This is a genomic window from Aneurinibacillus sp. UBA3580 (assembly GCF_002375825.1).
Taxonomy (GTDB): domain Bacteria; phylum Bacillota; class Bacilli; order Aneurinibacillales; family Aneurinibacillaceae; genus Aneurinibacillus; species Aneurinibacillus danicus.
This window is the reverse complement of record NZ_DFMZ01000023.1, coordinates 23,950-36,398: the sequence shown is the minus strand read 5'-3', so window position 1 is coordinate 36,398 and position 12,449 is coordinate 23,950. Positions and strand designations below refer to the sequence as shown.

Here is a 12,449-nt window from a genome sequence, read left to right as displayed (position 1 = left end):
AATTATGGAGCGGACAACGAGACTCGAACTCGCGACCCCGACCTTGGCAAGGTCGTGCTCTACCAACTGAGCTATGTCCGCAAAGCAGTTTCTCCACTTTTATGGATAATGAATGCGGGTGGAGGGACTTGAACCCCCACGCCGAAGCGCTAGATCCTAAGTCTAGTGCGTCTGCCAATTCCGCCACACCCGCACAATTTAATTTTGCACCCTTATCTTTTGGCTCCATAAAAGTATTTGGTATAAGCTGCGGAGCATCTACTCCACTTTTATGGGAATAAGTGGTGAGCCATACTGGACTCGAACCAGTGACACCCTGATTAAAAGTCAGGTGCTCTACCAACTGAGCTAATGGCTCGCTGGCTTCCCAGGAGAGATTCGAACTCCCTGCCAACGGCTTAGAAGTTTGATTTGATATGTCTGTCTTCGTTATGCTAACGCCTTATCAAACGGTGAATATACGATAAAGCCGAAGGTTGAACGCATTGATGTCTAACGAATATTATCTTATCACAAATCGCAAACTAATGTAAAGTACATTTTTAAAAACAAATATATCCATAAGAAAAACTCGCGGGCGGTGCCGCTTACGAATGGAATTCGCCAAGCATCGCCTTTAACTCCGCCACTTCCGCAGCGACGTCTTCTTCCGATGGCTTGCGGGCGTCTTTAATTCCATTAAGAAGACACCAATAAGAAACAGAACAATAGCACAAAAATAATAAAAGCCTTAAATAAAGGCAGTAACCCAACACCTGTCCATCCCCATTTACATAGTATGAAATGTAATTTAATCCATTGTACATGGGAGGGAATTGTATGGGTTTTTTTGGTGGGGAACGAGAAATTGGCGTTATCCTTGTTCTCTTTATCCTCTTGGTCATTATTGCGTGTGCATGTGACTAATAGGTAGGAAAGGATTCCCCTGTTCGTTATGTAGTAGCAGGGGAATCACCCCGATATCATTTCCAGAAAACTCAAATACCCGGATCACTTTTGAGCGATTAAAAGTGATCCTTTACATACACCAGGTTATCGGAACCTGTACACATAAAAGCCTGACACTCCCCTATTTTTTATATAGGGTAATATGTCAGGCTCTTTAATTTACTTTAATTTACTTTAATTTTAGTAAACCTCATAAGGAACAATCGACTTATTGTAGTAAGGTACCTGGTTTCACTAAAATTTTAACATGATTTTTTTCCTTAACTAAAGACTCAAAACCTTCTTCTACAATGTCTTTTAAGTCGATTTTCTTTGTAATCAATTCTTCTGCTTTAATACTCCCATTTGCAATAAGTTGAATAACAGATGGGAAGATATCTCGATAAGCGATGACCCCTTTAATATCCCTTTCTTTTAACACAAGGTTATTCGGAAGTATTGTCGCTGTTTTTTCCCAAATGCTAACAATAATAATCTGACCATCTGCTTTTGTACTTTCGATTGCTTGATTCAGTACAGCATCTATTCCAGCAACTTCAAAACTTACATCTACCCCACCGCTTGTTAATTGTTTGATTTCCTTTACAACATCGACCTGGCGTGGATCTAAAACAACGTCAGCGCCTACCTTCTTGGCGAATTCTTTTCTTTCCTCGGAAACTTCAACAGCGATTATTTGCCTCGCACCGGCAGCCTTCGCAGCTTGAATGGTTAAAAGTCCAATTGGTCCCGCTCCAAAGACCGCTACAACATCTCCAACTTTTACTTTACTCTGTCTTACAGCATGAACCGCAACTGCTGTCGGCTCTACAAGAGCCCCTTGCTCGAAACTCATATTATCAGGCAATTTATGTACCATATTTTCCTTTACTACTGTGTATTCTGAAAATCCACCGCCACCACCAGCTAATCCATGAAATCCGAGAGATTCACATAAATTATATTTACCTGTTCTACACTCCGGACATTTTCCGCAAGAAAGAATTGGTTCAACGGCAACACGATCCCCAACTTTCACGGTCGATACTCCATCCCCGATTTCAACAACTTCTCCTGCGAATTCATGTCCAAGAATCACAGGAGCTTTTTCATTGGTGAGAGGATGAGCCTCTTCTCCAGGAATAAAAATAGGACCTGCTAAATATTCGTGTAAATCAGTACCACAAATCCCGCACCATTCCACTTTAATTTTTACTGTACCTGATGTGACTTTTGGTTCTTCAATGGTACGCACCTGAACATCTTTAACCCCATACCATATAGCTGCCCTCATCATTTTCCACCCCATCTAATAATTTCTAAAAATAACCCAAATAAATTATATCATTTATCTATAAGTTTTTAGTACGTGTATTCATTTAGTTAGTTAGAAATTTTTATATTCTCTTAGATACATATATCTAAAATAAATTAACTCCCCGGCAACATACCGAGGGGGGTTTTATTAGCATGGTAAAAACCTTTCTTCATGAAGAGCTGTAACCATTTGTTCTAAAGTTAAATTGAAGTTTATATCCTCTACCCTAATTTTAAATTTTCTTTCGGAGGGGACATATAACACATCATTACCATTAATCTGATACAGTACTACCGTTTGGTTTTTCTGTTCAGCATATCGTTTAGCCTTATATAAAACCGAAAAAATCATGCCCCATGTGGGCAGGTATGGTTTTGTGCGTTTTATCTTTATCAAATCGGTAATAATTCTGTCTAAGGATTCGACTGTCTCCATTTCAAACATTCCCCTTGGTAACTCTGATTTTAATAACAAAAGATTAACATAAAACTACTCCCTGGTAACATACCAGAGAGCGGTTTCATTACGTTGCTATTATGCAAACATTTTTAAGAAAATCTTTGAAAATTAAAAGAATTCATTTGCGTTTGTGCCGCCAGTAGTAAGCGTTATCCCAGGGGTGCCTGGAACAAGCTCAAAATGGCTTGCTTCTACCTTGTTAACTGTAGCAGACACTTGTGCATTTGTTAATTGATAGTTCAAATCATCAACTAAATCGTCCATATTAGCATATTGATACCCTAGCAAAATCTCGGCAGTATGAGTTCCATCACTTATAGTAAATAAACAATTCTTAGAAGTATCATCATCACTACCTGAAAATGACTTATCTTGAAAAAAGTAATTCCAATCATCACCATCTAACATAACGGATGCATTACTACCAGTCTTGAAGGTATTAATATTAAATGTATCGTCTGCTGCGTAACTGCCTGCATTCAGCGTCCAATTAGCAGGCTGGATACCGTGACCAAAATAATAATCTTGAATTTGACTTTCAATGGCCGAGCCAATAACTTGACCAATGCTAAAACCATTTCGTGGTATATTCCAATTTAGAGTAATCGCGATAGTGGTTATACCATCACTTATGGTAAATGTTTTAGCATTGTTCCCACTAAAGTCGGCAGATGTCATGGGCTTGCTTCGCTGATTGGCTTGAGTGGCATATACAGTTGAAAAATCAAAATTAGTTATTGCTTTACTTTGTATGCGATTGGCATTAGTTGTGAAGGTCCATATTGTTTTGTCTTGAATGCCCGCAAAGGAATTACCTGCAATGTCAGTAATAGCCCCATTCTCAATCTCAATATAATAACTTGTAGAACCACCTAATCCAGGGTTTTTGATTGTGACCTTATTTCCCGATACACTTACTCCAGACTGATTATTTGTACTGAGAGAAGCAACGATACTGTCATCAATTGTTTTCTTTATCCAGATTGTTTTTTCAGTTCTTAAAGCTACATTCTCATCAAAACTTATAGCGAAATCATTTGTGGCACTTACTCCTACCGCATTATTACTTGGATTTAATTCCTGAACAACAGGAGGAGTTGTATCTACGGGTGCCGGCTGCACTGTTACGGTGAAGCTTTGACTTACGGTGCCTCCTTTACCATCTGTGGCCCTCACAGTTACCATCGTTGTACCAGGTGCTTTCAGTGTAATATATATATCAGTACCATCAAGCGCTACAGTAACTACCTCTTCGTCACTAGAGACAACATCAAAGAGCAATTGATCTCCATCTGGATCTATAAAGTACCCTCTTAAATCTATTTGTATCCTTGTTCCTCCCACAGTACCTGATTGATCCTGTATTCTATTTGTTACTACGGGAATCTCATTATCAGGTAGATAAGTAATTGTTTGTTCCGGCTCCGCCTCCATTAGAACTACTATTGTTATTCTGAGTCGGCGCAGGAATTTCTGTCTGCTCTGGTGCAGGAATTGAGGTGTTTGGTGGTTGAGGTTGATTTTGGATTGGATTTTGTTTTTTTTGTGCCTCAACTACCCGAAGAAATTTGCTTGCTACCAAGGCAACCGCTTGCCTTTCAGCATTTCCCCCGGGATTGAAGGTGCCATCGCTGTTCCCTACAAGCAGTCCGAGCTCTACTGCCATGGCAACAGCATCTTTTGCATAATCCGATATGGAAGCTGCATCACGAAATCTCAAGCTAGCTGCTTTTCCAGTTGCATCTACGCCCAGAGCTCGTATGAAAATAACAGCCATATCTTGCCGTGATAAATTCTGTCCGTTACCAAACTGGCCATTCCCCTGCCCTTTTATTAAACCGGCCCGTGCAACAGCCTCTGCATATTTAAATGCATAATGATTAGGAGGAATATCAGAAAATGTAGCTTTTGCAGGTACATTTGTAGTATCTAGATTCAAAGCCTTGGCAAGAACAATTGCAAAATCCTGTCTTGAGATCTTTCCTGTTGGATCAAATTTCCCGTTTCCTTTTCCATTTAGAATCCCTTCGCTGGTAAGCTTTAAAATGGCATCTTTTGCAAACGAGTTATCTATATCTGAGAAAGTAGTTAATGCATATACAGGAAGTGCACAAGAACTAAGTAATGCAGCAGTAGTTAAAATTCTTATAATTTTTGTTTTATTCAAAATATTAATCCCCTCCTAGAATTTTAATTTCTACATTTCTCCATCTTATTAAAGAAACTAATCCCGCCATAGTAAAAATTCAGTCACATTACTTATCAATATTATGTTTTTTGAACCAATTTCTTAAGGACTATTATACCTATAACGCTATATGACTGAGTCATAATTTTATAAATCGGGTATTCAGCTTCTCACTCTATTTCTTTTTGATACCTCGGACCCCTCCGGCCGCTTTCTTCTGACCAACAAAAAAGCGGTATGTCATCGTTCTATCACCGTTTGATTTCACGATAACAGAACGTTAACATACCGCGTATTCTTTGCATGGCGTCCCAGGAGAGATTCGAACTCCCGACCGACGGCTTAGAAGTTTGAGCGCTATATCTTCGGCATGTCAACGTCTTGTCAAACGGTGATTTAACGTTATTTCATGTCCGAAGGCTATGTGGTTTCTACGCCGAAGGTTGGACGTAATGTCTAACGGATATTATCTTATCACAAATCGCAAACTAATGTAAAGCACATTTTAAAAAACAAATATATCCATAAAAAAAGCGACGCAGCCACCGAAGCAGCCACGCCGTTTCTTATTCGTTATCTTTCGTACTATCGCCGTCATCATTGCCGCCAAGCATCGCCTTTAACTCCGCCATTTCCGCGGCGACTTCTTCTTCCGATTTATATACGTCTTCTTCCGGTTGCTTGCGTTCGTCTTTAATCTCGACGGTATTACTCAGCAGTCCTTCCATTTGTAAATACGTTTTAATCGCATTAACGGACGGCACACCGTTGGGTGTTAACTCACCTGATGCCAACCCGATTAGCGCTCCGAAAATTTTAGCTCGATTTTCATATGCGTACCCTCTGGATTCCTGCGCCATATAATCCCGAAATGCGCTGTCTTCTTTCCAATAACGTAATGTTCGCTCAGATATCCCTAACATCTCCGCTAACTCTGCCTGCGTTAATTTTTTCTTTTTATCCGGCGTCAACAAACGATATTCATTCGCCACAACCATATCGGCTGCACGTTGTTGTTCCGGTGTAAGTTTCGTATTTCGTGTACTCATCGTATCATCTCCTTTAAATAGTAAAAGCCCGGTATTATAGCCAGGCCGGTTTTTCTCTTAATCTTGTTTTCGGTCTTGCAGCGCTAGACACCGCCATCTCCAACGCATCCAGCGTATCCACCAACGAACCGGCGTTAATCCCTTCGTATTCATCGAATTGGTCGAGAAGGTTCGTATGCGCCCGATTAAATACGAGCGTTTTATTGTGGCATAGCGGTTCAAGCGAATCGATACGCTGTTGCTTATTCGTCTTATGCGTCTTAATCAGATTTACTTTCGTACGGTACAATCCGGATATCCGAAGCTTGTCCCGTAACTGACGCTCAAACTCGGAATAGGCGCTAACCCCTTCGACACTCACATTGTCATGGCCGTACTCACGGATTTTCTCCACGACATCACTAACGAATAAATGCGCCTGTTCTCGCTTACTCATATCGTCAAGAACGAAAATAAGCCCGCTATCTCGATGCTTACCAACGGTCACAAACGAGTTTAGACATGCTCTTGCCGTAGCGCCCATCGACGGGTCCCAGGCGCCGGTAATATATAAGTCATCTATATAGTACACAGTATTTTCATACAGTAACCCTCGCTTACCGTTTGCGACAGTTGGCGTATAGTAAGCGAATGACGCGACGTTAAATATCTTTTCTTCATCGCTAACCGCTTTATTTAGATATTCGCTGGCGAACGCTCGTGCGCCGAGATTATGCTTCTCATGCATCAAGTCACGATACGTCCAACGCCACGGCCACGCAAGCTGAATACCGGATTCCATCGCTTCTTTATTCGCTTCGTAAAATGCGTCAGCCTCTTCTGTTCCATCTATACGCGCATAAATCGCTTGGTATTCCGCCCATAGTTCCGGATGATCCGGTCCTTGTAGAATAGCGCCATGGTACGAAGAATGAAAGTCCTTACGGTTCAGAATGTGATTAAGCAAACCGTCTTTCGTCGTTAGCGTACCGACAACAACGATTCGTCCGTCCGCCGCTGGCATCGGCATGACTACGGAGTTCCACCACGCAATTAGCTTTTCCCGCGCTTCTTTCGTCCCTTCGTTCCCGGCTACACTTGCCATATCGTCAGCAATTACGAGTGTTGGTCGGTAGCTTCCGAACTTAGCTCCGCGTAATTGCTTACCGGTTGAACTCGCCTGCACCATGCAACCCGTCGTTGTAACGAAACTATCTTCGTTATCACGCTCGTTCATATTACTTTTCTTGTACAATAGCTCACCGAAATCTTTCCGTAGCTTTTCATTATGTTTGAGCTGTCCTTTTATCCACGCAACAAGCTGCTTACTTAGCGTATCCGTCTCCGATAGAATCATCGTATACTTTGCGTACGGCTTCCGGAATAAGAGCGCCCATAACGGCAGTACACCGGAGAATATCGTACTCTTCGAATGACCACGCGCTGAACAAGCCGCTACCCTTGCGCCTGGTGTTTCGTCTATATATTCGCATAGATCGAAGAACTCCCGGTGTATCGGTGCTATCTTCTCGATAGGGTCGTGACGTTTCGTTCCTAAGTGACGGATAGCGTTATCCAGGTTATCCGGGTTACTTTCGTCAGATAACCAGGTATAAGCGAAGAGTGCCGGGTCGTTCTCCGCTTTATGAATCGTTTCTAAGCGCTCGATTTCGTGTTTTAGCGCGATTGCTTTACGTGCCATTTCGTCAGTCAATTTACCGGCTGCTTGCGCTTTGACGTAAAGCAATGCGCGTTCTTTTAACTCCGATATCTTTTTATCGCGTGCATGGTAATTCAACCATGCACCGTTTATGAATGCCATTATCTCGCTCCTCTCTTAATTAAAAACGCGTGGCCGACCGTTTACTGCGGAATTATCAACTTCTGCCCAGGCTTAATTAGGTTCATATTCTTTCCGATGACAGATTTATTAGCGGCATATATCTTATGCGCATCAATATTTTTCACGCCTTGTGTACGGAGCCGCTGCGCTATCTTCGTCAAACTATCTCCGGACTTTACGGTATACGTTTTCGGAAGCTCTTTCTCGTTCGGTCTAGGCGGTTTAGGGGCCGCTTTAATTACCGTCTTTAATCCGGTATCCTTCGATACTGCCGGACCAACTGGCGTTAACTTAATAAACTTATACTCCTGTAGTTCGAGCGTATAGTAGATATCGCCCGGCGAACCTGCCCGTTCTTCAAACATGAAGTTTCGTATTGTCATCGCGTAGTTTACCCACGTATTCGTTACCATAAGGCGAATTGGACGCTTGCTGTTCTTCCACCGCGCGATTTTCTCCACGTATTCTAGCGGTTTCAATATGTTTTCATATTCGCAGTAAGATGGGTTGTAATCACGTGGAAAGAACGAAGACAACGTAATTCGCGTCATTACCTGGCCGCCGGGGATCGAATATTCCCCAAACTGATTTATGTTCACCGTCTGCCAGTTATATCCGGACTCAATACGAATCTCTGGCGGATTTACTGGAAGTTGAAACTGCTCTGCTTTATTATTAAAACTCAACCAAAACTGTAATGGGTTACTCATTACGCCATCAACTCCGCTGCTTGTTTTATTCTACGCACAAGTTCCATACCGATGCGGTCAATATCCGCTTCCTCGCGGATAGTAATTCCGTTCATATTGATAGTAACGTTCGGGGCGCTTCCTTTACGCGCTTCCACTGCCGGAACAACTTTTTCTCCTTTATGGAGTATTGCTTTATACCCGTCATAAGGAACGTTGTCAATACCGTTGTAGTTCGAGAATGGATTGGAAAACGCATTTTCGAACCAGTTTTTCGTTCTCTCCCACCAAGACGGATCGTATGCGGTCATGTTTCCGGAAGGATAAGCCGGTTTATCGTCCGGAGTTTCTGCAAGGCGATTATACGCACGTCCTAGCGGAGTATTCATCAGATCGTAGCGTTCTTTATGGCGTTTCTCTACGTATTCCATCGCTTTATCTACCGCATAAACAAGTCCTGTTGTTATTGCTGCGCCTGCCGCGGCTGCAAGCGTTAATCCAATCGCACTACCCGAACTAGCTGCGGCGAGAAGCGTTGCGCCTCCGGCTAATTTCATTGTGGCGAGTCCGCCAATAACCGCGGCAGATAGCGGATTTTCTTTCGCGTAATTTACGAAACCTTCGATAATTCCCTTTCCGATTGCAGCACCTACGCCGATGGCTGTTTCTGCTACCGGCTTGGCCATGCTGGCTATTTTCTCGGAACCGCCGCCATCAAGCCATTTGTTGACCGCATCCATACCTTCTTCGGTCAGGCGGATTAATTTGTCGCCAATCGATAGCTTTTTCCATTCTTCGTCATTTTGAATACGAGTCATAAATTTATCAAAGGAAACGACGGCTTTTTCCGTTGCTTCGACCGCTTTAAGAATCATATCGGAGCCGAAGTCTTGTACGCCTTTCATCCGATTTTTATCATCCAATATCGCGTTAAGACGGTCGAGTATCGGTATGGATCGTTCTAAGCCCTCTTTTCCCATGTCCTTGAATGCGAGACGGACTTTCTCGGCCAATTGATTGTATTTAGCGATTCCAGTATCGGATATGTCACCGAGGAACTTCTCTGTATACCCCATCCGGTTAAGGATACTGTCAAGCGTTTTGATGAACTCTTGGCCGGATTTACCTTTCAATTCTTTAGTCCATTGTTTAGGAAGGTTGAACCTCTCATCAAGCGACTCTAGGCTACCACTCATCGCTTCACGAATACTAAAGCTCGCACCAAACATGCCTTCCTGTTTATTAGACGCCGCTAGGCGCTCGGTTAATGCCGTAAGTTGTTTCAACTGGTTGATATCTTTCGTCATCGGGATATAAGATTTCGATGAACTCAGGAAGTCATCCATCGAGAATAAAGCGGAATCTTTCGCCCGCTTCTCTACGTAGTCAAACCATTCGTCCGCTTTTTTCGTATTGTTAAACAGCGCTTTGATTACCGCTTGTTCCATCTCGGTATGCGCTGCTGCTCCAATGGTCGCGTCAAACAGTTTCCTTCCGCCCTCAACCGCTGCGTATGCGCCAGCTAACCCGATTAAACTCGAATGAAGACCGCCAATATTACCGCGTAGATTCGAAACACTACCGCCTATCCGGTCGAAAGCGGCGGTAGTAACCCGGCTTTCCGATGCGAAGCGCCCCATACCGTCACGGAGCCGACCTTGTTCATCCCGGAATAACTTTTGTTCTTTATTCGCGCTTCGTACCGCTCGCGATACCGCATCCGTTTCCTTTTCCATGCCACGCATACTATTTAACAATCGACGCATCGGTTGACTCATCTCATCGACGAGCTTCAATTTTGCAATAAGGTTATAACTCATTTGTTCTCACATCCTAACTCTAATAGCGTCTCTAATGTTTCCAGCCCGTCAACTACCCTTAACGCTTGCTTGCGTGTATTTCGAGTTGTTGGTCGTTTGATAACCGATTCAAACGCTGTCGCTATATCAATTATCTTTTTTGCTACGATTTTATCCCGATTAGAAATCGCGGCTTTACGCATTTCTTTTGCAAACGTCTTTGCCTCCATTAGCGCTAGCATATCGGTAGGGTCAAGCACAGATACAGAAAGCTTTGCACTACAATCAATGATTGTGGAAAGTGCCTTCTCCATACCTTCGTTTAACCTTTCGTCTGTCATTTTTCGTTCCTCCTTCGTTAAATAAAAGAGACGCCCGGATTACCGAGCGCCGTTACTTCGTTTCATTATTTAACCTGTATTACTCCGTCAATAACGTACGGCAGCCCTTTATCAACGCTATGCGCCTCAATCCGTCCCTCCATTGCTTTACGGAGTTCCCCTTCGCTAATGCCATACGGTTGTTGCGTTCCACCGTAATAGAAGAACGGCTGGAAGTCGCGAGTGTACACTTTATCAATCGGAACACCTAACGCTTGTTCCGCCGCATATTGCATATCGGCGATAGCCTTGCGCGTCTTAGCATAAGATGCTACTGCATGCAGATACTCCGCTTTCTTCTCCGCAATCTTACGCATTGCAGCGTTGTATTTCTCGTCTGTCTGTGCTTCCTCCGCCAACTGGCGAACGATTGCCTTTACTTCCGATGCAGATTCGCTGATTCTTCCGTCATAAATAGCGCCAGCACGCTTGGCGATTTCTTCGCAAGACGCTAACTCCGCCTCCAGTCCGGATAGTTTCTCACGTAACTTCTTCTCTTCCGTCCAATTCTTGTCGGATGGATCAAGCACAATAGCGTCAATCGCTTTATCTAGTGAAACCTTCGTTTCAGCGATTTTCTGGCGGAGTTCTTCCGCGCGCGCTTCGTGTTTGGCGACTGCTTGCGCTCTTTCTTCACGGATAGCGTTTACTTTCTCAATAGCTTCTTGTACTTGTGTAGGTAATGTAATCATTCATCATTTCTCCTTTATTGTGGGTTTTGGTATAGAAAAAGACGCCGATTACTATTCCGACGCCTCTTGCGATAACTCACGTTTAATTTTCGAATACAACACCATATTTTCTGGGCCTGGCGATTGACGAGCGAGTAACTCCGCGTCATGCAGGTCTGATTTCGTCAACTTTTCTCCGGCACTCACTTTTTGAATCAGCGTTGAACGTGTCTTAACGTAATCAAAATGCGCCTGCTTATGCTCATATTCATTCATATCAAAACGATCCTTCATAATAGCGTAACGTGCCTTATCCGCCTCATCGCCGGTTTCCTCTGCCTTTCTCCGGAGAGATTCGACGTATGATTCGGAAGGGTGAGACGCGAAGGGCGTTTCATCATCGAAGAAGGCGCTGACCATTTCTTTATACTGCTTTTCTTTGAGCGTATACTCCGCAATTTTCTTCGGGTTTCCGCGAGACATTAACTTCATTTTCTTTAATTCAGCGGCGCTAACAGGTAATTTCATTACGCTTCATCCCCTTCATAGGTTTTTACACTATTCGGTACTTCTTTGAAATTGAAAAGCATGCGTAAGTCCCGCTCGTCCATAAAATATTTCTCTTGTTTTGGTACTGAATCAAGTTCAATTCCGTTTAACTTATAGTAATAGTGGTCTGAAAGTTCGCTTCGTGCTTCGTTCCGAATATTTTCGAATTCTCTTACCGCTTGATAGTAATCGAGAACAGCAGCGACATACTCTCGTTTCGCTTCTAGCATACGTTTTAACACCGCATCGAATCGTTGTTCCCGGAACTGCGGGATAAATTCGTTATTCCATGCGTCTATCACTTGCTGAGACGTAATTTCATCTTTAAAAACATCGTGGTACATATTACGCTCTTGTTTCCGACGAGCATACGCCTTTTCAGCGGCTTCAATTTCGTCCTGTAGCTCGTCTAACTCTTTTGTCGCGTCTTTCTTTGCGGCAAGGCTATCACGTAGCACTTGCTCATATTTCGCTTTTAGCGCGTGAACGGTTTCTAACGCTGATTGCTCGCGGCGTACTAGCTCCGCATGTTCCTGTGACCGTTTTTCTTTCTGCGCAATAAATTTATCAAGCATTTCAAATTTCATACTTTCCATCT

At 43.1% G+C, this 12,449-nt stretch carries 12 protein-coding genes and 3 tRNA genes; all 15 read right to left on the bottom strand.

Annotation, left to right across the window (positions count from 1 at the left end; genetic code table 11):
• Positions 1-5: 5 nt before the first annotated feature.
• A tRNA-Gly gene (locus tag B2899_RS03575) sits at positions 6-81 on the bottom strand.
• Between the two features lie 32 nt (positions 82-113).
• Positions 114-193, bottom strand: a tRNA-Leu gene (locus B2899_RS03570).
• Between the two features lie 89 nt (positions 194-282).
• Positions 283-358, bottom strand: a tRNA-Lys gene (locus tag B2899_RS03565).
• Between the two features lie 798 nt (positions 359-1,156).
• Complete coding sequence (locus tag B2899_RS03555) at positions 1,157-2,221, bottom strand: 2,3-butanediol dehydrogenase (protein ID WP_286884138.1); 1,065 nt, start codon at positions 2,219-2,221, stop codon at positions 1,157-1,159.
• A 171-nt stretch (positions 2,222-2,392) separates the two neighbouring features.
• Positions 2,393-2,680 carry a hypothetical protein gene (locus B2899_RS03550; protein ID WP_146808388.1) on the bottom strand — a complete coding sequence of 96 codons (288 nt, stop codon included), beginning with the start codon at positions 2,678-2,680 and terminating at the stop codon, positions 2,393-2,395.
• Between the two features lie 132 nt (positions 2,681-2,812).
• The gene (locus B2899_RS03545; protein WP_286884098.1) at positions 2,813-4,138 is read right to left on the bottom strand and encodes an Ig-like domain-containing protein; all 1,326 of its coding nucleotides are present in this window, start codon (positions 4,136-4,138) and stop codon (positions 2,813-2,815) included.
• A complete protein-coding gene (locus B2899_RS03540; RefSeq protein ID WP_286884096.1) occupies positions 4,098-4,871 on the bottom strand; it encodes an S-layer homology domain-containing protein in 774 nt (257 codons plus the stop codon). The genes B2899_RS03545 and B2899_RS03540 overlap by 41 nt, the downstream gene beginning before the upstream one ends.
• A 587-nt stretch (positions 4,872-5,458) precedes the next feature.
• Positions 5,459-5,941: a phBC6A51 family helix-turn-helix protein gene (locus B2899_RS03535; RefSeq protein ID WP_286884095.1), complete on the bottom strand. Its 483-nt coding sequence runs from the start codon at positions 5,939-5,941 to the stop codon at positions 5,459-5,461.
• Between the two features lie 34 nt (positions 5,942-5,975).
• Positions 5,976-7,742 (bottom strand): hypothetical protein, encoded by a 1,767-nt coding sequence (locus B2899_RS03530; protein WP_286884094.1) that lies wholly within the window; start codon positions 7,740-7,742, stop codon positions 5,976-5,978.
• Positions 7,743-7,783: 41 nt separating this feature from the next.
• On the bottom strand, positions 7,784-8,473 hold the full coding sequence (locus tag B2899_RS03525) for a LysM peptidoglycan-binding domain-containing protein (RefSeq protein WP_286884092.1): 690 nt from the start codon (positions 8,471-8,473) through the stop codon (positions 7,784-7,786).
• Positions 8,473-10,272, bottom strand: coding sequence for a hypothetical protein (locus B2899_RS03520; RefSeq protein ID WP_286884090.1), 1,800 nt, complete (start codon positions 10,270-10,272; stop codon positions 8,473-8,475). The genes B2899_RS03525 and B2899_RS03520 overlap by 1 nt, the downstream gene beginning before the upstream one ends.
• Entirely contained in the window at positions 10,269-10,592 is a 324-nt protein-coding gene (locus tag B2899_RS03515; RefSeq protein WP_286884088.1) for a hypothetical protein, read from the bottom strand. The genes B2899_RS03520 and B2899_RS03515 overlap by 4 nt, the downstream gene beginning before the upstream one ends.
• A gap of 65 nt (positions 10,593-10,657) precedes the next feature.
• Positions 10,658-11,323, bottom strand: a complete 666-nt coding sequence (locus B2899_RS03510) for a hypothetical protein (RefSeq protein WP_286884087.1) — start codon at positions 11,321-11,323, stop codon at positions 10,658-10,660.
• A 51-nt stretch (positions 11,324-11,374) separates the two neighbouring features.
• On the bottom strand, positions 11,375-11,830 hold the full coding sequence (locus tag B2899_RS03505) for a hypothetical protein (protein ID WP_286884086.1): 456 nt from the start codon (positions 11,828-11,830) through the stop codon (positions 11,375-11,377).
• On the bottom strand, positions 11,830-12,438 hold the full coding sequence (locus tag B2899_RS03500; RefSeq protein ID WP_286884085.1) for a hypothetical protein: 609 nt from the start codon (positions 12,436-12,438) through the stop codon (positions 11,830-11,832). Before B2899_RS03500 ends, B2899_RS03505 begins: the two co-directional genes overlap by 1 nt.
• Positions 12,439-12,449 lie beyond the last annotated feature (11 nt).

What these genes read in the sequence shown, in the direction of transcription:
- B2899_RS03530 (WP_286884094.1), bottom strand. Translation starts at nt 7,742, where the DNA reads ATGGCATTCATAAACGGTGCATGGTTGAATTACCATGCACGCGATAAA.
- B2899_RS03535 (WP_286884095.1), bottom strand. Translation starts at nt 5,941, where the DNA reads ATGAGTACACGAAATACGAAACTTACACCGGAACAACAACGTGCAGCC.
- B2899_RS03505 (WP_286884086.1), bottom strand. Translation starts at nt 11,830, where the DNA reads ATGAAATTACCTGTTAGCGCCGCTGAATTAAAGAAAATGAAGTTAATG.
- B2899_RS03525 (WP_286884092.1), bottom strand. Translation starts at nt 8,473, where the DNA reads ATGAGTAACCCATTACAGTTTTGGTTGAGTTTTAATAATAAAGCAGAG.
- B2899_RS03500 (WP_286884085.1), bottom strand. Translation starts at nt 12,438, where the DNA reads ATGAAATTTGAAATGCTTGATAAATTTATTGCGCAGAAAGAAAAACGG.
- B2899_RS03515 (WP_286884088.1), bottom strand. Translation starts at nt 10,592, where the DNA reads ATGACAGACGAAAGGTTAAACGAAGGTATGGAGAAGGCACTTTCCACA.
- B2899_RS03510 (WP_286884087.1), bottom strand. Translation starts at nt 11,323, where the DNA reads ATGATTACATTACCTACACAAGTACAAGAAGCTATTGAGAAAGTAAAC.
- B2899_RS03520 (WP_286884090.1), bottom strand. Translation starts at nt 10,272, where the DNA reads ATGAGTTATAACCTTATTGCAAAATTGAAGCTCGTCGATGAGATGAGT.
- B2899_RS03555 (WP_286884138.1), bottom strand. Translation starts at nt 2,221, where the DNA reads ATGAGGGCAGCTATATGGTATGGGGTTAAAGATGTTCAGGTGCGTACC.
- B2899_RS03545 (WP_286884098.1), bottom strand. Translation starts at nt 4,138, where the DNA reads ATGGAGGCGGAGCCGGAACAAACAATTACTTATCTACCTGATAATGAG.
- B2899_RS03550 (WP_146808388.1), bottom strand. Translation starts at nt 2,680, where the DNA reads ATGGAGACAGTCGAATCCTTAGACAGAATTATTACCGATTTGATAAAG.